22 protein-coding genes are annotated in these 19224 nt (G+C 50.3%); 6 read left to right on the top strand and 16 right to left on the bottom strand.

Features of this window, described 5'->3' with window-relative positions; all coding sequences use genetic code 11:
• Window positions 1-80 precede the first annotated feature (80 nt).
• Window positions 81-1028 carry an SPFH domain-containing protein gene (locus tag Q9J80_RS05025; RefSeq protein ID WP_301673345.1) on the bottom strand — a complete coding sequence of 316 codons (948 nt, stop codon included), beginning with the start codon at window positions 1026-1028 and terminating at the stop codon, window positions 81-83.
• A 14-nt stretch (window positions 1029-1042) separates the two neighbouring features.
• Window positions 1043-1450 (bottom strand): NfeD family protein, encoded by a 408-nt coding sequence (locus Q9J80_RS05020; protein WP_301673344.1) that lies wholly within the window; start codon window positions 1448-1450, stop codon window positions 1043-1045.
• Window positions 1451-1530: 80 nt separating this feature from the next.
• Between Q9J80_RS05020 and ung the strand changes: the two genes are divergently transcribed.
• Complete coding sequence (ung, locus tag Q9J80_RS05015; protein WP_301673343.1) at window positions 1531-2190, top strand: uracil-DNA glycosylase; 660 nt, start codon at window positions 1531-1533, stop codon at window positions 2188-2190.
• A 155-nt stretch (window positions 2191-2345) separates the two neighbouring features.
• On the opposite strand, the gene Q9J80_RS05010 is transcribed toward ung, so the two are convergent.
• The 4 genes from Q9J80_RS05010 to Q9J80_RS04995 all read right to left on the bottom strand — a co-directional run bounded on the left by Q9J80_RS05010 (window position 2346) and on the right by Q9J80_RS04995 (window position 5077).
• Window positions 2346-3050 (bottom strand): FAD-binding oxidoreductase, encoded by a 705-nt coding sequence (locus tag Q9J80_RS05010; RefSeq protein WP_301673377.1) that lies wholly within the window; start codon window positions 3048-3050, stop codon window positions 2346-2348.
• On the bottom strand, window positions 2963-3634 hold the full coding sequence (locus Q9J80_RS05005; RefSeq protein WP_301673342.1) for a ferric reductase-like transmembrane domain-containing protein: 672 nt from the start codon (window positions 3632-3634) through the stop codon (window positions 2963-2965). The genes Q9J80_RS05010 and Q9J80_RS05005 overlap by 88 nt, the downstream gene beginning before the upstream one ends.
• A 160-nt stretch (window positions 3635-3794) precedes the next feature.
• On the bottom strand, window positions 3795-4493 hold the full coding sequence (locus Q9J80_RS05000; protein WP_301673341.1) for a putative quinol monooxygenase: 699 nt from the start codon (window positions 4491-4493) through the stop codon (window positions 3795-3797).
• Between the two features lie 56 nt (window positions 4494-4549).
• Window positions 4550-5077: an SRPBCC family protein gene (locus tag Q9J80_RS04995; protein WP_301673340.1), complete on the bottom strand. Its 528-nt coding sequence runs from the start codon at window positions 5075-5077 to the stop codon at window positions 4550-4552.
• Between the two features lie 139 nt (window positions 5078-5216).
• Between Q9J80_RS04995 and Q9J80_RS04990 the strand changes: the two genes are divergently transcribed.
• Window positions 5217-6125 (top strand): LysR family transcriptional regulator, encoded by a 909-nt coding sequence (locus tag Q9J80_RS04990; RefSeq protein ID WP_301673339.1) that lies wholly within the window; start codon window positions 5217-5219, stop codon window positions 6123-6125.
• Here Q9J80_RS04990 and Q9J80_RS04985 read toward each other — a convergent pair.
• From Q9J80_RS04985 to Q9J80_RS04955, 7 genes are all read right to left on the bottom strand, one after another.
• Entirely contained in the window at window positions 6082-6813 is a 732-nt protein-coding gene (locus Q9J80_RS04985; protein WP_301669978.1) for a phosphoadenosine phosphosulfate reductase domain-containing protein, read from the bottom strand. The genes Q9J80_RS04990 and Q9J80_RS04985 overlap by 44 nt on opposite strands.
• 2 nt (window positions 6814-6815) lie before the next feature.
• Window positions 6816-6950: a hypothetical protein gene (locus tag Q9J80_RS04980; protein ID WP_255489361.1), complete on the bottom strand. Its 135-nt coding sequence runs from the start codon at window positions 6948-6950 to the stop codon at window positions 6816-6818.
• A gap of 37 nt (window positions 6951-6987) precedes the next feature.
• Window positions 6988-7278 (bottom strand): hypothetical protein, encoded by a 291-nt coding sequence (locus tag Q9J80_RS04975; protein ID WP_301669979.1) that lies wholly within the window; start codon window positions 7276-7278, stop codon window positions 6988-6990.
• Window positions 7279-7728: 450 nt separating this feature from the next.
• Window positions 7729-8244 carry a hypothetical protein gene (locus tag Q9J80_RS04970; RefSeq protein WP_301673338.1) on the bottom strand — a complete coding sequence of 172 codons (516 nt, stop codon included), beginning with the start codon at window positions 8242-8244 and terminating at the stop codon, window positions 7729-7731.
• 65 nt (window positions 8245-8309) lie between these two features.
• Window positions 8310-8723 carry a DUF4124 domain-containing protein gene (locus Q9J80_RS04965; protein ID WP_304672786.1) on the bottom strand — a complete coding sequence of 138 codons (414 nt, stop codon included), beginning with the start codon at window positions 8721-8723 and terminating at the stop codon, window positions 8310-8312.
• A complete protein-coding gene (locus Q9J80_RS04960) occupies window positions 8710-10632 on the bottom strand; it encodes an ATP-binding cassette domain-containing protein (protein ID WP_301673336.1) in 1923 nt (640 codons plus the stop codon). Before Q9J80_RS04960 ends, Q9J80_RS04965 begins: the two co-directional genes overlap by 14 nt.
• A 76-nt stretch (window positions 10633-10708) precedes the next feature.
• Complete coding sequence (locus tag Q9J80_RS04955) at window positions 10709-11080, bottom strand: Mth938-like domain-containing protein (RefSeq protein WP_301673335.1); 372 nt, start codon at window positions 11078-11080, stop codon at window positions 10709-10711.
• 195 nt (window positions 11081-11275) lie between these two features.
• Here Q9J80_RS04955 and Q9J80_RS04950 point away from each other — a divergent pair, with 195 nt between their 5' ends.
• Complete coding sequence (locus Q9J80_RS04950) at window positions 11276-12583, top strand: homoserine dehydrogenase (protein WP_301673334.1); 1308 nt, start codon at window positions 11276-11278, stop codon at window positions 12581-12583.
• Window positions 12576-13010, top strand: a complete 435-nt coding sequence (locus Q9J80_RS04945; protein ID WP_301673333.1) for a hypothetical protein — start codon at window positions 12576-12578, stop codon at window positions 13008-13010. Before Q9J80_RS04950 ends, Q9J80_RS04945 begins: the two co-directional genes overlap by 8 nt.
• Window positions 13011-13133: 123 nt before the next feature.
• Here the strand turns inward: Q9J80_RS04945 and Q9J80_RS04940 are convergent, their stop codons facing one another.
• Window positions 13134-13403, bottom strand: a complete 270-nt coding sequence (locus tag Q9J80_RS04940; protein WP_025458445.1) for an HU family DNA-binding protein — start codon at window positions 13401-13403, stop codon at window positions 13134-13136.
• Window positions 13404-13585: 182 nt separating this feature from the next.
• A complete protein-coding gene (gene lon / locus Q9J80_RS04935; RefSeq protein WP_301673332.1) occupies window positions 13586-16036 on the bottom strand; it encodes an endopeptidase La in 2451 nt (816 codons plus the stop codon).
• Window positions 16037-16135: 99 nt separating this feature from the next.
• Here lon and Q9J80_RS04930 point away from each other — a divergent pair, with 99 nt between their 5' ends.
• Window positions 16136-16312 (top strand): nitric oxide synthase, encoded by a 177-nt coding sequence (locus tag Q9J80_RS04930; RefSeq protein WP_232616780.1) that lies wholly within the window; start codon window positions 16136-16138, stop codon window positions 16310-16312.
• Entirely contained in the window at window positions 16287-17390 is a 1104-nt protein-coding gene (locus tag Q9J80_RS04925; RefSeq protein WP_025458443.1) for a methyltransferase, read from the top strand. Before Q9J80_RS04930 ends, Q9J80_RS04925 begins: the two co-directional genes overlap by 26 nt.
• Before the next feature lie 53 nt (window positions 17391-17443).
• Here Q9J80_RS04925 and recD read toward each other — a convergent pair whose 3' ends face one another.
• Window positions 17444-19189: an exodeoxyribonuclease V subunit alpha gene (gene recD / locus Q9J80_RS04920; protein WP_301673331.1), complete on the bottom strand. Its 1746-nt coding sequence runs from the start codon at window positions 19187-19189 to the stop codon at window positions 17444-17446.
• Between the last annotated feature and the right edge of the window lie 35 nt (window positions 19190-19224).

Below are 19224 nucleotides of genomic sequence, written 5' to 3'. Positions count from 1 at the left end.
TTTGGATTTGGATAAAAATGCCGTCTGAACTTTTCCGGCAAGGTTCAGACGGCATTTTTCATACCTATTGATTGGGATATTTATTGGGAAGTTTTACCCTTGTCGAGGATTTTCATCCCAGCAGAAATCAGGCTACCGAGGTCGGCAACGTTGGCAGGCATAATCAGCGTATTGCTTTCTTTGGCAAGATTGTTGAACGCGGCAACGTATTGTTCCGCAATCTTCAGATTGACCGCATCCGCACCGCCTTGTGTTTGAAGGGCGGCGGCTATTTGACGGATGGCTTCGGCATTGGCTTCGGCAACAAGGCGCAGGGATTCCGCTTCGCCTTTGGCGCGGTTGATGCGGGCGATTTTTTCGGCATTTGACGCATTGACCGCAGCCTGAGCCTCACCTTCGGATTGTTGGATTTCGGCTTCGCGCTGACCGCTGGCAAGGTTGATTTGTTCGATTTTACGGCCTTCGGATTCGGCGATGCGGGCGCGTTTTTCGCGTTCGGCAGTAATTTGCGCCTGCATCGCGCGCAAAATCTCTTGCGGCGGCACCAAATCCTTGATTTCGTAACGGAGAACTTTGACACCCCAGGCCCCGGCGGCTTCATCGAGGGCGGAAACGACGGTGCTGTTGATTTCGTCGCGTTCTTCAAACGTTTTGTCCAGCTCCATACGCCCGATAACGGAGCGCAGCGTCGTTTGGGCAAGCTGGGTAATCGCCATAATGTAGTTGCTCGAACCGTATGAGGCAAGTTTAGGATCGGTTACTTGAAAATAGATGATGCCGTCAACCGTCAGCTGGGTGTTGTCGCGCGTGATGCAGACCTGGCTGGGTACGTCTAAAGGGATTTCTTTCAGCGAATGGCGGTAGGCGACGCGGTCGATAAAGGGAATCAAAATATTCAAACCGGCCGTCAGGGCGCGATGGAAACGCCCGAGCCTTTCGACAACGTGGACTTCCTGCTGTGGGATGACGACAAAGGATTTGAAGCCGAAAACGGCAACGGCTACCAGTAATATAATGAAAAATTCCATGATTTCTCCTGATGTTAAGGGTGTGTGATAATAAGAAGGTTACCTTCCTTGCGAACGATTAGGGCGCGAGTTCCCGGTTCAAGCTCTTCTTGCCCCGTATTTTGAGCCTGCCAGTGCGTACCGCGATAAAAAACTTCGTAACGGTTGCCGCCTGTGTGTCGGAGAATTTCGACATATTGTCCGGCATCCAAATCCTGATATGAATCCGTTTCAACTTTTCTAACGGCGGTTTTGGCGTGTACGAACCAAATACCCAGCGCGGAAAGCAGAGCGGCGGTCAAGACGGCGGCAGGCGTGCTGCCGGTCAGTCCGTAGATAATGCCCGAACCCGCCAAAGCTGCGCTGACAACCAGAAGATAAACCGTTCCCGTCAATAATTCGATGATTAAGACGGCAACAGCAGCAACAAACCATACAGTCATACATTTCCCCACAAAGCGCGTCGTTTGACAAAATCACGCGATATTAGCAGTATAGCCGAATTTGAAAGGATAGGGCAGATATGGACACTTGGCACGATGCACTGGGCAACGAAAAACGGCAACCGTATTTTCAGGAAATTTTAAATGCAGTCAGGCAGGAACGTTTGTCGGGACAAATCATCTATCCGCCGGAGACTGATGTGTTCAACGCATTCCGCCTGACAGCGTTCGACCGGGTCAAAGTCGTTATTCTCGGACAAGACCCGTATCATGGGGCAGGGCAGGCGCACGGTTTGGCATTTTCCGTCCGGCAGGGTATCCGCATACCACCGTCTTTGTTGAATATCTACAAGGAGTTGGAAACCGACATTAACGGTTTTTCCATCCCCGCGCACGGCTGCCTGACAGCGTGGGCAGAGCAGGGCGTATTGCTTCTGAACACGGTTTTGACGGTGCGTGCAGGACAGGCGCATTCGCACGCTCTTTTAGGCTGGGAACGCTTTACCGATACCGTCATCAGGCAGCTTGCGACACACCGCAAGCACCTTGTCTTCATGTTGTGGGGTGGGTATGCACAACAAAAAGGGAGGCTGATAGACAGTCAAAATCATTTGATATTGACCGCACCGCATCCGTCTCCTCTGTCGGCATATCGCGGTTTTTTTGGCTGCCGACATTTTTCACAGGCAAACAGCTATTTGAGCCGACACAGTATCGATCCGATAAACTGGAAGCTGTGAATGCCGTCTGAATGCCAAGTTGCTTAAACCCCGCTTAAGGCTGCTTTTGAAACCGGAAACAAAGTAATTAAGGAAAACCGGCTCATAATGCAAAACCGTCTGAATCCCGGGGTTCAGACGGCATTCGAGCGTCAAAGTTTGCGTGTCGGGTTCATTTAGCGGAATTCAAACAGCTCTTGATGCAATGAGCGTGTCTTAAGGTTTCCTGCAATACCGCTTGTAAAGCTGCGACTGCCGCAAAGCCATAGGCTGCGGGCTTCACTATTCCGAACGCTTTGTGCAATATGATTGGCGAACAATCTTTGGGTTTCGGAAGGAATATAGTGGAACGCAACATTCGCTTGTTCAGCCAACGCTTTCCATTGACCGATTAGTTCCGCAGATAAATTTCTATCGGCATGAAACCAGTCAATCGGTTGATTGGAAGGTTGTTTGGCTAATTCTTTGAGTCTTGCAAGGAAAGGCGTAAAACCAATATCGTTGCTCACCCAAATCTGTGCATTTTTATCTGAAAAATTGAAGCGGCCGTATGCACCGTCAATTTGAACGGTATCACCGATGTTCAAGCGTTGGGGCAGGCGATGGGTGTAGTCTCCCAAGTCTTTGATGATAAGATTGATTTGTTGGTTTTCAGGATTCCAGTCAGAGGCGATGGTAAACGGATGGCTTTCTCCGTGTGCGCGCAAAAAGAGGAATTGGCCGGCTTGGTGTCCCTGCCATTTTGGCGCATTCAGGGTAAGCGAGAGCAGGGAAGAGTTTTGGTTTATGGCGGCTACTGTCGCGGTTTGCGGTTTACCAATGCGTTTAAAGAGGGCGAGGAGCGAACAAATACTGCCGAAGAATAGGGCGGCAGCCAGCAACCAGCCAAGTGGCTGAGCCAGTAGGCAAAGTTTGCCAATACGATGGTGTGCCATACGAGTGCAAGATAGACAGGGACAATTAAGATGTGAAGTTTGGCAAACCAACGGTAGGGAATAAGTTTGATCAGTGCGATAACCAATAAGACGACTGTAACGTAAAAAGCAATCTCACCCACTTCTTCAGCAAAATGGCGCTGGGTAACCAACCAATCTTTTAAAGTCAAGACTTCCTGCATCGGTGGACGCGGCGGGCGTTTTCCGTCAATCAGTCCAAGTTCGATGAGCCATTTGGGGAGTTGCTTGCTAGTCCAATGCAGGATACTGCCTGAAAGGGCAACGATGCTCAACCATTTATGCAGGCGGTACATTTTATCCAATCCGCCAAATAGTCCTTCCAACATTTTGGGACGTACTGCAAGAATCATACAAGCACTCATGGCCAGTATGCTGATGCTGCCGGTGAACTGTAATAATAGGTTGCGTATGGGAAATACGCCCCACTTGTCTGGAAACGGTGTGGCAAACAGCCATAGAGCGGATATGCCGGCGAAAAAGGCAAATAAGGTAAATTTAATGTTTTTCATGGTTGTGTTCTTTGTGCAATGAAAATATAAAACAGCCGTGGCTTGTTTTAACAGGATTGAGTATATCTTGGAAAAATTAGGCGAAAATTATCGATAAGGTGCTTCCCGTATTTGCCTGCCTATTCCATATATTTTCCGACGCGAGATAACCGTGTGGAGGTTATTGAAGAAACTGCATTCCGCCCTTATTCATCAAAAATTTCCCATCTAATACGCTGTTGATGTCTTGGCTAACCAACAACGGTTTTAATTCATTGCGATAGTTTTTATAGGCTTCGCTTTGATGATGTTGTTCATAGCTCTCAGGGTCGGCATAGATTTCTACAATACGCCATTGGTCATCTTGGTTTTCTACCGTATCGGCATAGACGGCTAAAAGTGATTCGTTGGCGGTGCGATATTTTGCCAACGCATAGTGAATCGCTTCTGTGTGGTTCGGTTTGGCGGTCAGGGCTTGAAAACGGACTAGATAGTTACCGCCCAGCTGTAAGGCGGTTTTATTTTCGCTGATAAATTGTGCTTTCAAGGGCGTAAGGCTTTTACTCGCAAAAGCCTGTTCGGTAGCTTGGGCAAAGCGTTTGAAATGCTCGCTTTGGTTGTGCGCCTGCTTGGCCTCCGCGTTTTGACACACCTCTAACACGTAAATCTTATGGGTATCGTTAGTCTGCGGCATGGCATACATGGCCGAAAGTTCGGGCTCGGTTTGGACTGATGTACGGATATTTTCTTTAATTGCCTGTTGAGTTGTGGCAAGCTGTTCGGGCTTCACATTCAGTTCGCCTAAGCGGATCAACGGTGCAGCCTGAACCTGTAAAGTCAGTCCAAGACAAGCCATTGCGAAAAGTTGTTTCAGTTTCATTCTAGTCTCCTTAGAAAAGCGGGATTTTACTTTTGACGTAAAATCCCACCGCACTTTTAATAAGCCGCTTTATTTTTCGCCGCTTTTGTCAAACCGTCCAACCATGCTTGATGGCCGTTGACCATTGGGTTTGGCACAGTTTCTGCCAAGCCTTTGGCAAGTTTGCCGATTTGGCTTTCTTCGGTTAATACACGCACGCGGTTGTTCGGCAAGTTTTCTAAAATCCAAGCGTGATACACATCGCTGAAATCTTCGCCTTCACCAAAGGTTCCAGACCATGCAAGGCGAACGAGATTGTCATCTTCGCTGATATCAAATTCTTCTACTTTGCAGGTAACGTGAAAGCCAAACGTATCAAAAACAAAGTTAGCACCTGCTGAAAGTTGAGTGGTTGAACCATCGCCCACCACGATATTTTCCGCATTGTGATAATAAGTGCCCCATGCTTTGGTATCTGCTAAATAAGGCAGCACATCCGCCACGCTTAAGCCTTTTACAATCACTTCATTGGAAACGTAGTTGTCGGTTTCACCCGGCGTATATTTTTCTGGCCAAATGATTGCTGGTTGTGAATAAGTTTTCATAGTAAAGTCCTCTTAGTTAATGGTTAGTCGCGTTTTGCTATGGAAGGCATTATAGGTAGGAATAAGATATAAGTTAAATCACTATTATAAATAGTTAATATCAGATAAAATGATATTAGAAGAATAAAGTGAGCTAAAAATGAAATCCTTACAAACTCTTGATTTGAATTTGCTGAAAGCCTTTTCGGTATTGATGGACGAGCGTAACGTAAGCAAAGCCGCCGAGCGTTTAGCGATTACGCAGCCGGCAATGAGTGGCGTGTTGACAAGATTGCGCGACAGTTTTGATGATCCGCTGTTTGTGCGAGTGCAACGTGGCGTAGTGCCGACCAATCGGGCATTAGAACTTGCCCCGCAAGTGAAAAAGGTGCTGAATGAAGTAGAGCAATTATTACAGCCGCCGCAGTTTGATCCGACCACGGCGGAATTAACCGTACGCATCGCTTGCACGGATTATGCAATGCGTGCCGTAATTGTGCCGTTTCTGCATTTGCTAAAAATCCAAGCCCCAAAAATTAAAGTAGCGGTACTGGCGATTAACGAAAGCATCGTACAAAATCAGCTGGAACAGCGACAAATCGATTTTGCACTGGTAACACCAGACTTCCAAGCACCAGATATTCACGCAAAAAATTTGTATGACGAACGCTATATTTGTGCCGTTCGCCACGATCACCCCATAGCCCAACAATCCCAACTGACCCTTGAGCAATTTTGCCAGTTAGAGCAAGCCTTGATTTCCTATCATGGTGGCAGCTTCAGCGGTGTTACCGACCAAGCCCTACAAGCCATGGGACTACAAAGAAATGTCAGCCTGTCGGTACAAAATTTTATTGTCTTGCCTGAATTGCTGGAACAAAGTGATTTATTAGCAGTTGTGCCTGAGCGCTTGATTATTCATTTAAATAATCTTAAACGCTTTGAGCCCCCCCTTGAAATTCAAGGCTTCACCAAAACATTGATTTGGCACGAACGGACACATAAAGATCCTGCCTATCGCTGGGTCAGAGAGCTGATTGAAAAGGCTTGTTTGATTGAAGAGAGATAATGAATGCTAATGATAGGTAGACGTTTTCTTCATGATTCATCTCGTAGTTTCTTACAGCCGCTTCGACAAACGGATACCATTCCGCCACTTTCTTGTAATCGGCGGGATAGTGCTTTTTCAGCAACGCCATTTCGGACGGTTCAAGCAAACGGAAAGAATGCCCCAATACGGCACTTTCAGGCGAAAGTTTTAATCTGTGATGCCGGATGTAGCGCATCACTTCGGCTTTATTCCAATGCGCCACTGGGTATATCCGCCCGCGCTTGTCATCAATACTGCCGCTGTTTTTAATCATAGCCCGACGGACAATGCTGTCGGCGATGCGCTCACCTGCCGCAATCCACCACATATCGGACGACAGCCTCAAATACTGATAGACATCAAGCGGCTTGACGACAGGGACGGTGTAGTCTCCTTTCCGGAAAATACCGTACCGCATCCACTCCGAAATCATAAAATGCGGTATGCGTTCAATTTCAATACCGTATCTCGCTTCGTACCAGCGCAAATTTGCCTCTTGAAAACTCAAGCCCGGCACAGAGTACATAAACACAACATGAATGCGCTTAAAGTAACGGGCGCACAAATCCAGCGTTACTATGCTGTCTTTGCCGCCCGAAAAACACACAATACATTTGTCCGAAATCCTGCTTGCCGTCTTAACTGTTTCAAACAGGAGATTAGACATGGTTAACCGCCCTTACCACCACCGCCCAAAGCCTTGCGGTTTTGGGTTTGTGCAAATTGACGCTTACGCGCATTACCAGCCGCACCACCAGTGGTGCCGCGAAAACTTGTGCCACTGCCTTTTACTTTTCTAGCCATAATCAAACCTCATAAAAAAACCGCCTTTCGGCGGTCGTTAATCGTAATTTAAAATCAGGCTCGCACTACCGATGCCCTTAGACTGATCGGCCAGCTTATCTGCATGAACAAACCAATCATCATCATCTGACATAAACTCAATTGAATTATCATCTACATCAAACAATCTCAATCGCCCATTTACAGGCTTAAGCATCACATCACGCGGGTTTTCTAAAACCCAGCCCCAAATGCCATGCTCTACATAATCACAACAAGATGCCTTTTGATAATATGGCGTGTTAAAGCATTTTTTTATATCAACCAAAGCAAGAATCAGATTCTTCATTTTTCATCCTTTTGTGTAGTAATGGGGGGGGTGAAATTATGCCACAGCGTTTAAACTTGTCATAGAGTTTTATTTGTGCGGTCTCTTCTAGTCGGGCGATGACTTGACTGACTTTTTTTGTTGCCGCCATTGAGAAATTTCCCTAATATAAGTGGCTGAGTTCTGAATGGGTTTGAATAGATTTGCAAAAATATCTATTCAGTCTATTATAAATTTAACATAATATACATTATGCGAACTATCGGAAACAGCTGTATGTGTTTTGAAAATTGACCTTCAATACGATATACAGGCAGCAGACACACAGATATGCCGCCCATACTTTTTTAATCTAAAACATCATATTAACGGGTGCAAACAGTAAATCGCCTGACTTATCCCAAAAATTCTCCTGCTTTTTCATCATTTCTTCTGTCAAAGCCTTGGAACGGTCGATTTGAAAACACGGCCTTACATACGTCCCAATTCCCTTTGCAGGGCTTGGATGTTTTGCTGTCTGTCCAAAACATTGCTTTGCAATGCGTTGATTTCTTGATGATTGATGTTACCGCCTTTTGCCAGACGTGCTTGTGATAACATTTTTTGGGCTTCAGCCAATGCTTTGCGTTCGTTGCTCAATTCTGTTTCTAGAATGGAACGTCTGCTGTTGTTTGCGGGCGCCTGTTGCGGCGGGGGCGTATTGGATTTTGCCGGCTTGGATACTGTTTTGACCGGGGCTTTATATTTGACAGCCTGTCCGCCGTTTGACGGTGATGGTGCCGGTTCGGATGTTTGGGGCGGGATATAGCGTTCGCTGCTGTAGTTGCCGATCGGGGGCAAGTCGGTTGAGTGGCAGCTTTTAGACGGCTTGGTGGTGTAAACGGTTTCTTCGTTGATTGTGCAGGTATAGATTTTGGCCGCATTCGCACCCAATGGGCTTGAAATCAGGGAAAGGTTGATTAGGATTAAAGGGAGTTTTGATTTCATAATGTGTTTGATACTCGGATAATAATTTGATTTTTGGGGATTTTTTGTAAGGCTTGCTTGGAGTTTTACGGGCTTTTCTTTTCGGTTGTCCGCTTTTGATTTTCCTTCGGGGCTTTGGCAGCCTGCCTGTTCTTTTTCCTGGCAGGTTTTTTCTTTTTGTTTCCTGCGTGTATTTTGGCTTCTTGACTGAGTTTTTTAATTTTCAGGCGGTATCCGCCTCCCTGATGGCTGCTGATTTTAGGCAAATCCGCATCAGCGCACGATCCTGACGGGTCTGATGTATATACGCTTTTGCCATTTGAGTTGCAATGGTATACGGAGGCTTGCGCCGCCGCGCCGGAAAGGGACAGGAGAAGCAAGGCAGCAAAAAGTCTGATATTCATACCGGTAAAGTAAAAAGGCGGTGGTAACGTCCGAATTATACCGTTATCGGCAGGTAAAGATAAGCACCCTGCCCGCGCTTCTTTATCGCTCGGCAAACTGTTTCTCGATTTCAGTTTCAATCCGTTCCAATTCTTCTTGGCAAGCCAGCCAAACCTCTTCGATTCGGGCAAGTTGTGTTTTGACTTTTGCCAGCTCGGATAAGGTGTTTTGCAATTTTTCTTTGTTTGCTTCAAGGTAAGCGTCTTCTTGTGCCAAAAATGTTTCACAGACCGTCTGAACGTCGGAAAGCTGCGCCATTTCTTTTTCGGCTTTGTCGATTTTCTGCTGTATCGGCTTGCCGCGTCGGGCTTTTTCCTGACGGATTTGCGCTTCGATGCGCTTGGTGTCTTTGCGGCTTTGGCTTTGTGCCGATGCTGCGGGTGCGGCGGCGGCGTTTTCCTGTGCCAAACGCCATTGGCGATAATCGTTCAAATCGCCGTCGAAGTTCTTCAGACGGCCTTTGTCGATCAGGAGGAAGCTGTCGGTAGTCGCTTCAAGCAGGCTGCGGTCGTGCGATACGATGATTAAGGCGCCTTGGAAACTTTGCAGAGCGAGCGTCAAGGCGTGGCGCATATCCAGGTCTAAATGGTTGGTCGGTTCGTCAAGCAGCAGCAGATTCGGCTTTTGCCAAATAATCATAGCAAGGGCGAGGCGTGCTTTTTCCCCGCCGGAAAAGGGTTTGGTTTTCTGCAACGCCATATCGCCGGCAAAGTTGAAGCCGCCGAGGAAATTTCGGATTTCCTGTTCCCGCACTTCGGGCGAAAGCTGCTGAATGTGCCAAACAGGGCTTTGGTCGGCGCGGATGGTGTCGAGTTGGTGTTGGGCAAAATAGCCGATATTGAGTTTTTCGGAACGGACGATGCTGCCGGAAAGTAAATCGATTTTGCCCGCCAAGGCTTTGATAAAGGTAGATTTACCGCTGCCGTTGACACCCAATAGCCCGTAACGTGCGCCACTTTCCAGCGACAGGGTAATGTCGTGCAGGACGGTTTTGCCTTCGTAACCTAAATCAGCGTGCTCCAGCTTCAGCAAAGGATTGGGCAGATGTTCGGGATTGTAAAACTCAAAGGAAAACTCGCTGTCCAGATGCGCGGGAGCGATGCGTTCGAGCTTCGCCAACGCCTTCATGCGGCTTTGCGCCTGAACGGCTTTGGTGGCTTTGGCTTTGAAGCGGTCGATAAAGGATTGCAAATGTTTGATTTGCGCCTGCTGTTTGACATAGGCGGCTTGTTGCTGCGCGAGACGCTGCGCACGTTCGTTTTGGTAAAAATCGTAATTGCCGCCGTATTGGGTCAGCTTCTGCTGCGACAATTCGATGGTTTGAGTGGTGGCCGCATTGAGGAAATCGCGGTCGTGGGAAATGATGATTTGCGTGCAAGGTAAAGAGGCAAGGTGGTTTTCCAACCACAAGACGGTTTCCAAATCCAAGTGGTTGGTCGGTTCGTCAAGCAAGAGCAAATCGGCGCGGCAAATCAGGGCTTGTGCAAGGTTCAGACGCATACGCCAGCCGCCGGAAAAGGATTTGACGGGACGGCTATGTTCTTCTTGCGAAAAACCCAGCCCGTTCAACAATTTCGCTGCACGGGCCGGCGCGGTATAAGCGTCGATTTCTTCCAATTTAGCATGATATTCCGCCTGCTTCATACCGTTATTTTGCGCTTCCGCCTGCGCCAATGCCGTCTGAAAAGCCTGCAACTCGGTATCGCCCTGCAAAACGTAATCCAAAGCGGAAATGTCCAAGTCGGGCGTTTCTTGGGAAACGGAGGAAATCCGCCAGTTTTTCGGAATCGAGATATCGCCGCCGTCCTGAGTGATTTCGCCCTTGATTAAGGCAAACAGGCTGGATTTGCCCGTCCCGTTTTTGCCGATCAAACCGACGCGCTGACTGGGATTGACAGTTGCGTTGGCTTTGTCAAGCAGGACTTTCAAACCGCGTTGCAGGGTGAGATTTTTAATTTCAATCATAACGGAAACATCATCGGGCGGAAAAAGCTCGTATTTTACCTGAAAGAAAGTGCTGATGCCGTCTGAAATGGGAAATTTACGGCTGAAGCCATGCCCAAGCTTTACGCCCTTCCGAGTGCAAAAAGGCCAATGTCCTGCATGCCGAATCGGTATTCATGCATTCCACGCCGATTCCGACTCGGGAAAAATCCGCGATGATTTTGGGATGGATAAACTCCTGCGCCGCGCCCGTCCCGATAATCAATATTTCCGGATAGTCAACAGGTTTGATGTCGGACAACAGGTTTTCCGGAGTCAGGTCGGACAAAGTTCGGCATTGCGACAGGCAGACCGAATCCTTATGTACAAGCACGGGTTTATGGAAACTTTGCCCTGCCAATCGGATTTCGCCCGACCGGTGTGTATACTCTGCAAATTGTCCGTCTATCGGATTTTCTTCAAACAACATTTTTTTACCCCGTTTCCGCATCATCCGCACCGAAAGGGGTGCAAAATTAGGCGAATTAATGTAGGATTGACAGATTTCATCTGACCCGCCTGCCGGTTTCAGACGGCATTTGATTCAAAGTGCGGCACAATTATATCGGCAACGGATACTTTCGTCTTTCTATGTTCATATTCAATCGGCTTGCAAGGAGGCACAATGAAGCCAGTAAACATCGGTCTTTTAGGTTTGGGTACGGTCGGCGGCGGTACGGCTGCCGTGTTGCGGGACAACGCGGAGGAAATTTCCCGCCGCTTGGGGCGCGAAATCCGTATTTCTGCCGTGTGCGATTTGAGCGAAGAAAAAGCCCGTCAAACCTGCCCGTCCGCCGCCTTCGTCAAAGCCCCGTTCGATCTGGTCGCGCGTGAAGATGTCGATGTCGTCGTCGAACTGTTCGGCGGCACGGGCATCGCCAAAGAAGCGGTGTTGAAAGCCATTGAAAACGGCAAACACATCGTTACCGCCAACAAAAAACTGCTCGCCGAATACGGCAACGAAATCTTCCCGTTGGCGGAAAAACAAAACGTTATCGTCCAATTTGAAGCGGCAGTCGCCGGCGGCATCCCGATTATCAAAGCCCTACGCGAAGGTTTGGCGGCAAACAGAATCAAATCCATCGCCGGCATTATTAACGGCACCAGCAACTTCATCCTCTCCGAAATGCGCGAAAAAGGCAGCGCGTTTGCCGACGTATTGAAAGAAGCACAGGCGTTGGGCTACGCCGAAGCCGACCCGACCTTCGACATCGAAGGCAACGACGCAGGCCATAAAATCACCATCATGAGCGCGCTGGCATTCGGTACGCCGATGAACTTCTCCGCCTGCTACCTCGAAGGCATCAGCAAACTCGACAGCCGCGACATCAAATACGCCGAAGAACTCGGCTACCGCATCAAACTTTTGGGCATCACCCGCAAAGCCGAAAAAGGTATCGAATTGCGTGTCCACCCTACCCTGATTCCCGAAAGCCGCCTCTTGGCAAACGTCAACGGCGTGATGAACGCCGTGCGCGTCAACGCCGACATGGTTGGCGAAACCTTATATTACGGCGCGGGCGCGGGCGCATTGCCGACTGCTTCCGCCGTGGTTGCCGATATCATCGACATCGCCCGCCTGATTGAAGCCGATACCGGCCACCGCGTACCGCATCTGGCGTTCCAGCCCGCCCAAGTCCAAGCGCAAACCATCCTGCCTATGGACGAAATCACCAGCAGCTACTACCTGCGCGTCCAAGCCAAAGACGAACCGGGTACACTGGGGCAAATCGCCGCGCTGTTGGCACAAGAAAACGTGTCCATCGAAGCACTGATTCAAAAAGGCGTGATTGATCAAACCACTGCCGAAATCGTGATTCTGACCCACAGCACGGTCGAAAAACACATCAAGTCGGCAATCGCAGCCATCGAAGCACTGGATTGCGTGGAAAAACCGATTACCATGATCCGCATGGAAAGCCTGCATGACTGAGCTGAAACACGAAATGCCGACGGAAGAGCAGGTTGCCGCGCGTAAAAAAGCAAAAGCCAAAATCCGCACCATCCGTATTTGGGCGTGGGTCATTTTGGCGTTGCTCGCTTCAACCGCCCTACTCTCCCAATGCGCGATGTCCAAACCGCAGGCGAAGCAGAGAATTGTCGAGTCTTGCGTGAAAAACATACCGTTTGCCGAAAAATGGCAGAACGATTTGAAAGCGCGCGGCTTGGATGCGGACAATACCCGCCTCGCCACCGATTACTGCAAATGTATGTGGGAACAGCCTTTGGACAGGTTGAGCGAGAAACAGATCAGCTCCTTCGGCAAACTCGGTGCACAAGAACAGCTTGACCTGCTCGGCGGCGCAAACGCGTTTGAAACGCGAGACAAACAATGTGTCGCGGATTTGAAAGCCGATTAAATTAGGCATGGAAATGCCGTCTGAACATGGGAAACCTGTTTTAGACGGCATTTTTTCAAACTGACCAACATGACAAACAAAAAGCCGATTCTTCAAGGAATCGGCTTTTTACTGAAAAACAGTTTACAGTGCATCTTTCAATGCTTTACCTGCACGGAATTTAGGCGTTTTGGCGGCGGCAATGGTCAGAGGCTCGCCGGTTTTGGGGTTGCGACCTTGGCGTTCTGCACGTTCGCCGACGTAGAAAGTACCGAAACCGACCAAAGTAACGGTGTCGCCTTGTTTCAGGGCGTTGGTTACTGCATTGGTAGTGGCATCCAAAGCTTTTTGTGCAGCGGCTTTGGAAATGCCGGCTTCTTGAGCAATCGCTTCGATCAATTCAGACTTGTTCACAATCAGTCCCTTCCTATCTTAAAAAATGATGAAATGCCCGAATATTCGGGAGTTTGTACTGCTTGAGCAACTTTCGCTTTATAGCAATTCTGAAATTGCCGTGTCAAGCAAAAAATATGGAATCGCCCTATTTTACAGGCTTTCAGGACGAAACCGCATTTTTACAACACATTTCCTGCATTTCAGTGTTTGGTTGCCCTGCTTCGGGGTTTCGGTTTTGAAGCGGGTTCCGCCGCCGCTTCCGCGCCAGAAGGTTCTGCCCAAGGCTCAGGTTGGCTTTCCAAACCCAGAGCCAATACCTCGTCTATCCATTTGACCGGATGGATGGTCAGGCCGGTTTTCACGTTTTCAGGGATTTCCTCTAAGTCTTTGACGTTGTCTTTCGGAATCAGGACGTGTTTGATGCCGCCGCGAAGCGCAGCCAACAGTTTTTCCTTCAGACCGCCGATCGGCAGGACTTCGCCGCGCAGGGTGATTTCGCCCGTCATGGCAACATCCGCACGCACAGGGATTTTGGTGAATGCGGACACCATCGCCAAAGTCATGGCAATGCCCGCACTCGGACCGTCTTTCGGGGTCGCACCTTCGGGAACGTGAACATGGATGTCTTTTTTCTCGTAAAAATCAGGAGCCAAACCCACTGATTCTGCACGGGAACGGACAACAGACCATGCTGCGGACACGGATTCCTTCATCACATCACCCAACTGGCCGGTACACTGGATCACGCCCTTGCCCGGCAAGGCTGCGGCTTCGACGGTCAGCAGTTCGCCGCCGACTTCCGTCCACGCCAAACCGGTTACCTGCCCGACGCGGTTTTCGCTTTCGGCAACGCCGTAATCGAAGCGGCGCACACCCAAATAGTCGTGCAGATTTTTCTCGTTTACTTTAACCGCCCTAGGCTTGGCTTTTCCGGTTTTTTTGGTTTTTGAGTCTTCGTCCAAGGTAATCTGCATCACCACCTTGCGGCAGATTTTGGCAATCTCGCGGTCGAGCGAACGCACGCCCGCCTCGCGGGTGTAATAACGGATAATATCGCGCACTGCGCTTTCTTCGATTGCCAATTCACCTTCTTTCACGCCGTTGCGCTTCATTTGCTTCGGCACGAGGTACCGCATCGCGATATTGATTTTTTCGTCTTCGGTATAGCCCGAAAGACGGATGATTTCCATACGGTCGAGCAGCGGGGTCGGGATATTCAGGCTGTTTGAAGTCGCAATAAACATCACATCGCTCAAATCGTAATCTACTTCGGCATAATGATCGGCGAACTTGTTGTTTTGTTCGGGATCGAGTACTTCAAGCAACGCACTGGCGGGATCGCCCCGGAAGTCGCTGCCTAATTTGTCGATTTCATCAAGCAGGAACAACGGGTTTTTTACGCCGGCTTTTGCCATATTCTGCAAAATCTTACCGGGCATAGAGCCGATATAGGTGCGGCGGTGCCCGCGGATTTCGCTTTCGTCGCGCACGCCGCCCAAGGCCATACGGATATATTTTCGCCCCGTCGCTTTGGCGATGGATTCGCCCAAAGAGGTTTTGCCCACACCCGGAGGACCGACCAGGCACAGAATCGGACCTTTGAGTTTGTCCATGCGTTTTTGGACGGCGAGGTATTCCAAAATCCGTTCTTTGACTTTTTCCAGGCCGTAGTGGTCGGCATCCAGCACCAGTCCGGCTTTGGCGATGTCTTTGCTGACGCGGGATTTTTTCTTCCACGGCAGTTCGAGCAGGGTGTCGATGTAGTTGCGTACGACGGTGGATTCGGCAGACATCGGCGGCATCATTTTGAGTTTTTTCAGTTCGGACAGGCATTTTTCTTCCGCTTCTTTGCTCATCCCCGCCTTTTTGATGCCTGCTTCCAAGGCATCCAGTTCGCCGTTTTCGTCTTCTTCGCCCAATTCTTTGTGTATCGCTTTAATCTGTTCGTTCAGATAATATTCGCGCTGGGATTTTTCCATTTGGCGTTTGACGCGTCCGCGTATGCGTTTTTCGGCCTGCATAATGTCGAGTTCGGATTCCAGCTGTGCCAGCAGGAATTCCATCCGTTTGCCGATTTCGGGAATTTCCAAAATCTGTTGGCGTTGCGCCAGTTTCAACTGCAAATGCGCTGCGACCGTATCGGTTAGCCGGCTGTTTTCGGCAATGCCGTTGATGCTGCCGATGATTTCGGCGGGGATTTTTTTATTGAGTTTGGCGTATTGTTCAAACTGCGCCAACAGGGTGCGGCGCACGGCTTCGAGGTCGGTATTGCCGCCCGTGTCTTCTTCCACGACCGCCTCTATATGGGAAACGAACAGCCCGCCCGTGTCTTCAATGGTCAGAACACGTCCGCGATACAGCCCTTCGACCAGCACTTTTACCGTGCCGTCGGGTAGTTTCAACACTTGCAGGACTTGTGCGACCGTACCGGTCTGATACAGGTCGGCGGCAATCGGTTCTTCTACCGCCGCATCGGTTTGCGCCAACAGGAAAACCGGCTCCTCGCGGGTAATGGCGTTTTCCAGTGCGGCGATGGATTTCGGCCTGCCGACAAACAGCGGCAGAACCATATGCGGGTAAACGACGACATCCCGCAAAGGAAGGGTTGCCAAGGCGGCATATTCCTCAAAATGCTTTTCTTTTTGTGTCATGGATACTCTCTTGTGTCTGACAGAATACGGATTGCCGCGTAAATTGGGGTTGAAAGCATTATTTCAAGCATACGCGGTTTATTTATGGAGTTTGATGCGATGCCGTCTGAAACATTCCGGCTTCAGACGGCATGGGCTTGGAAAGACAAGGCGGGAACAAAAAACAGTTCTGTGTTGCCGCTCCTTGCTGTACCATCCGTATGGTTTACGGTTCTGCCGCCCTATTTTCAAAACATGACGCAGGTATTCCATGTCTTCTTTTATTTTTCCCGATAACGGGTTCGAATGGCGCAACGAAAGTCTGCAAAAGCCGCCCAAAGGTTGGCATTATGTCCGCGAAAGCGGTGCAGACGGCATTTTAAAGGCTGCCTATCAAAATATTGCAACTGTCTGGCAGGGCGATTTCCACAATGCGAAACAGGTGCTTTCGGCAATGAAGAAGAAGGTCCGCAAACCTGCCGCCGTCCGTTCCGATGCGGATATCGCCGCCCTTTTCCATGCCCACCGTATGAAGCAGGCGCAACAGAGCCGTATTCTGAATATGCTTGCCGTTGAAATCCGCCCCGGTTTTGTGTTGGACAACAAACGCGCGCCCGATATACGCGCCGCCTTGCTCGACGTGTACGGAGAGGCGGACGGCAAACCGTTTTTCCTGCCGCTCAATCTGCTGCTGGGGTTTATGGGTGCGCACGAGTGGCATAAAAAAGGGGTTGCCGTTCCGCAGCTGGGCGGCAGCATACACGTTCCTTTCGGCGTATTCTCGCCGTTGCGCGGCGAATACCTCGACCTGCTTGCCCATGCGCCGTCAACGGGTTTTCAGACGGCATTCGATATCGGGACGGGCTCGGGCGTGCTTGCCGCCATTTTGGCAAAACAGGGCATTCCTTCCGTCATCGGCACGGATACCAATCCTAAAGCCGTCGCCTGCGCCCGTGCCAATATTGCCCGTTTGGGCTTTGAAAAACAGGTTGAAATCCGCGAAACCGATCTGTTTCCCGAAGGGTTTGCCGATCTGATTGTCTGCAATCCGCCCTGGCTTCCCGCCAAGCCGACTTCCGCCGTCGAATCCGCGTTATACGACCCCGAATCTGCAATGCTGGCTGCGTTTTTGCGTGATGCGCCGAAACATCTGAATCCCGATGGAGAAATCCGTCTGATCATTTCTGACCTTGCCGAACATCTGCACCTGCGTCCGTCCGATTTTCTGGATAAGGCATTTGCTCAGGCAGGTTTGCGCGTTGCCGATATTATGAAAACCAAGCCGAACCACAAAAAAGCTGCCGACCCGGACGATCCGCTGGCTTTTGCCCGAAACAGGGAAACTACTTTCCTATACCGTTTGAAAAAGGCATAAGGGGCGGCGCGCTTCCGGCGGCAGGCATCGGAACGCCCGCGCCGCCGGCCGGATTATCCTTGTGAAAATACCCGCTCAAGCATACTGCCCAATGCCGTCTGACGCGTTTTGACGGTGGCGGCGGCTTGCCGGAAGGTTTTTTCCCCGCCGAAGAATACGAACTTTTCCCTCGCGCGGGTAATGGCGGTGTAAAGCAGCCCCCTGCTCAAGCCTGAAAGCGCGTCGTCCCCTTCGTCCGAAGGTACGGCGGAGGGCGGCAGCAGCCAGACTTCCCGGTATTCCGAACCTTGGCTTTTGTGGACGGTCATGGCGAATGCGGGTTCAAAATCCGGAAGGCAGCTGACTGCAACCTTTTTAAATCCGTCCGCATCGGCAAAATAGGCGGCAAGGCTGCCCTGCCGTCCGACATCTTCCATAATCAGTCCGATGTCGCCGTTGAACAGTTCAAGCGCGTAGTCGTTCTGCCTGATCATAATCGGCTCTCCGGCAAAATATGCCGGATGTTCCGGTATGTTCATTTTGCGGCGTACATGGCTGCAATAGGCTTCGTTGAAGTCTTCCGCATCCTGCCGCCAAGCTGCCAAAACCACGATATCCGAGATGCCCGCGTATGCGGCTTCGATATTGCCGTCTTTTACCGCCTGCCAATAGGCTTTGTGCGCCCGGTACAACCTTTCGACTCGAGCGTTCGGACTGCATTCCGAATGTTCCAGTTCGTCCGGAAACCGGTCAAACAATGCCCACGCCCCCTCATCGCCCGATACGGCGGCACGGGCAAGGCAGCCGATGCCGCTGTTGTCGCCAAAGCGGTGGCTGAACGACAGATGGGCGGTGTTTTGTGCCAACACGGGCGGATTTGCGCTGACGCTGAAACCGTGTTCCGGAAGGAAGCCGACCAGCCTTTGATGCGTTTCTCCGTCCAAAACGGTTTTTTGCGACAAGACGGACAGCACGGCCCCGATTCCGACGGACGGAAGCTGGTTTTCATCTCCCAGCAGAATCACGCGCGCGCCGATTTTGACCGCTTTCAAAAGTTGCAGCATCAATACCGTATCCAGCATCGAAGCTTCATCGATAATCAATATATCAAACGGCAGCGGGTAAACAGGGTTGAACGCTGCCTGCATTTTGGGCGGGCGCAGCTTCAGCAGGCGGTGGACGGTTTGCCCTTCCAGTTTGAGCAAATGGCGGCGGACGGCCTCCGGCTCGTCAAAACCGTTGATTGCACGGTGCAGCGCGCGCGCCATATGTGCCGCCGCTTTGCCTGTCGGTGCGGCAAGCGCGATGTTGGGAAGATTTTCGTTTTCACCGCAAATCAGTGCCAGCAGTTTGGCAACCGTCGTCGTTTTGCCCGTTCCCGGCCCTCCGGTAATCACCATAAAAGACTGCGACAGTGCCAAGGCGGCCGCATCGCGCTGTCCTTCGCTTCCCGCGCCTTGAAACCATTTTGCGAGGTTTTGCCGCGCGCTTGCCGCGTCAGGGGCGGACGTGCCGGCTGCCGCCAAACGTTTTATCTCGGCTGCCAAATCGTATTCCAACTGCCACATCCTACCCAAAAACAGCCTTCTGCCTTCTAAAATTAAGGGTGATGCGGATCGTCCGACTACGGGTTCGAGTGCCGACAGCGCGTCAGCCTCGCCACCGCTCAAACGGATAAACGAATGACCGTTTTGCAATGCCTGAAACAGGCGTTCGGTACAGTTTGCAAGCACTTCGCTGCCTGAACCCGCATAGTGTTCCAAAAAACGGATTGCAGCCCTTGCTGCCGCTTGGGCAAATTCATCTGTCTGCCGTTCCATCGTATTCCTTGTCGAAATGCCGTCTGAAGGCACGG

This window comes from Neisseria blantyrii, assembly GCF_962747855.1.
In the GTDB taxonomy this organism is placed as follows: Bacteria; Pseudomonadota; Gammaproteobacteria; order Burkholderiales; family Neisseriaceae; genus Neisseria; species Neisseria viridiae.
This window is presented reverse-complemented; position numbering and strand designations above follow the sequence as displayed.

Coding starts and splice junctions, on each gene's coding strand:
- Q9J80_RS05025 (WP_301673345.1), bottom strand. CDS start 1,028: ATGGAATTTTTCATTATATTACTGGTAGCCGTTGCCGTTTTCGGCTTC.
- Q9J80_RS05020 (WP_301673344.1), bottom strand. CDS start 1,450: ATGACTGTATGGTTTGTTGCTGCTGTTGCCGTCTTAATCATCGAATTA.
- ung (WP_301673343.1), top strand. CDS start 1,531: ATGGACACTTGGCACGATGCACTGGGCAACGAAAAACGGCAACCGTAT.
- Q9J80_RS05005 (WP_301673342.1), bottom strand. CDS start 3,634: ATGAAAAACATTAAATTTACCTTATTTGCCTTTTTCGCCGGCATATCC.
- Q9J80_RS05000 (WP_301673341.1), bottom strand. CDS start 4,493: ATGAAACTGAAACAACTTTTCGCAATGGCTTGTCTTGGACTGACTTTA.
- Q9J80_RS04995 (WP_301673340.1), bottom strand. CDS start 5,077: ATGAAAACTTATTCACAACCAGCAATCATTTGGCCAGAAAAATATACG.
- Q9J80_RS04990 (WP_301673339.1), top strand. CDS start 5,217: ATGAAATCCTTACAAACTCTTGATTTGAATTTGCTGAAAGCCTTTTCG.
- Q9J80_RS04985 (WP_301669978.1), bottom strand. CDS start 6,813: ATGTCTAATCTCCTGTTTGAAACAGTTAAGACGGCAAGCAGGATTTCG.
- Q9J80_RS04980 (WP_255489361.1), bottom strand. CDS start 6,950: ATGGCTAGAAAAGTAAAAGGCAGTGGCACAAGTTTTCGCGGCACCACT.
- Q9J80_RS04975 (WP_301669979.1), bottom strand. CDS start 7,278: ATGAAGAATCTGATTCTTGCTTTGGTTGATATAAAAAAATGCTTTAAC.
- Q9J80_RS04970 (WP_301673338.1), bottom strand. CDS start 8,244: ATGAAATCAAAACTCCCTTTAATCCTAATCAACCTTTCCCTGATTTCA.
- Q9J80_RS04960 (WP_301673336.1), bottom strand. CDS start 10,632: ATGATTGAAATTAAAAATCTCACCCTGCAACGCGGTTTGAAAGTCCTG.
- Q9J80_RS04955 (WP_301673335.1), bottom strand. CDS start 11,080: ATGTTGTTTGAAGAAAATCCGATAGACGGACAATTTGCAGAGTATACA.
- Q9J80_RS04950 (WP_301673334.1), top strand. CDS start 11,276: ATGAAGCCAGTAAACATCGGTCTTTTAGGTTTGGGTACGGTCGGCGGC.
- Q9J80_RS04945 (WP_301673333.1), top strand. CDS start 12,576: ATGACTGAGCTGAAACACGAAATGCCGACGGAAGAGCAGGTTGCCGCG.
- lon (WP_301673332.1), bottom strand. CDS start 16,036: ATGACACAAAAAGAAAAGCATTTTGAGGAATATGCCGCCTTGGCAACC.
- Q9J80_RS04930 (WP_232616780.1), top strand. CDS start 16,136: ATGCCGTCTGAAACATTCCGGCTTCAGACGGCATGGGCTTGGAAAGAC.
- Q9J80_RS04925 (WP_025458443.1), top strand. CDS start 16,287: ATGTCTTCTTTTATTTTTCCCGATAACGGGTTCGAATGGCGCAACGAA.
- recD (WP_301673331.1), bottom strand. CDS start 19,189: ATGGAACGGCAGACAGATGAATTTGCCCAAGCGGCAGCAAGGGCTGCA.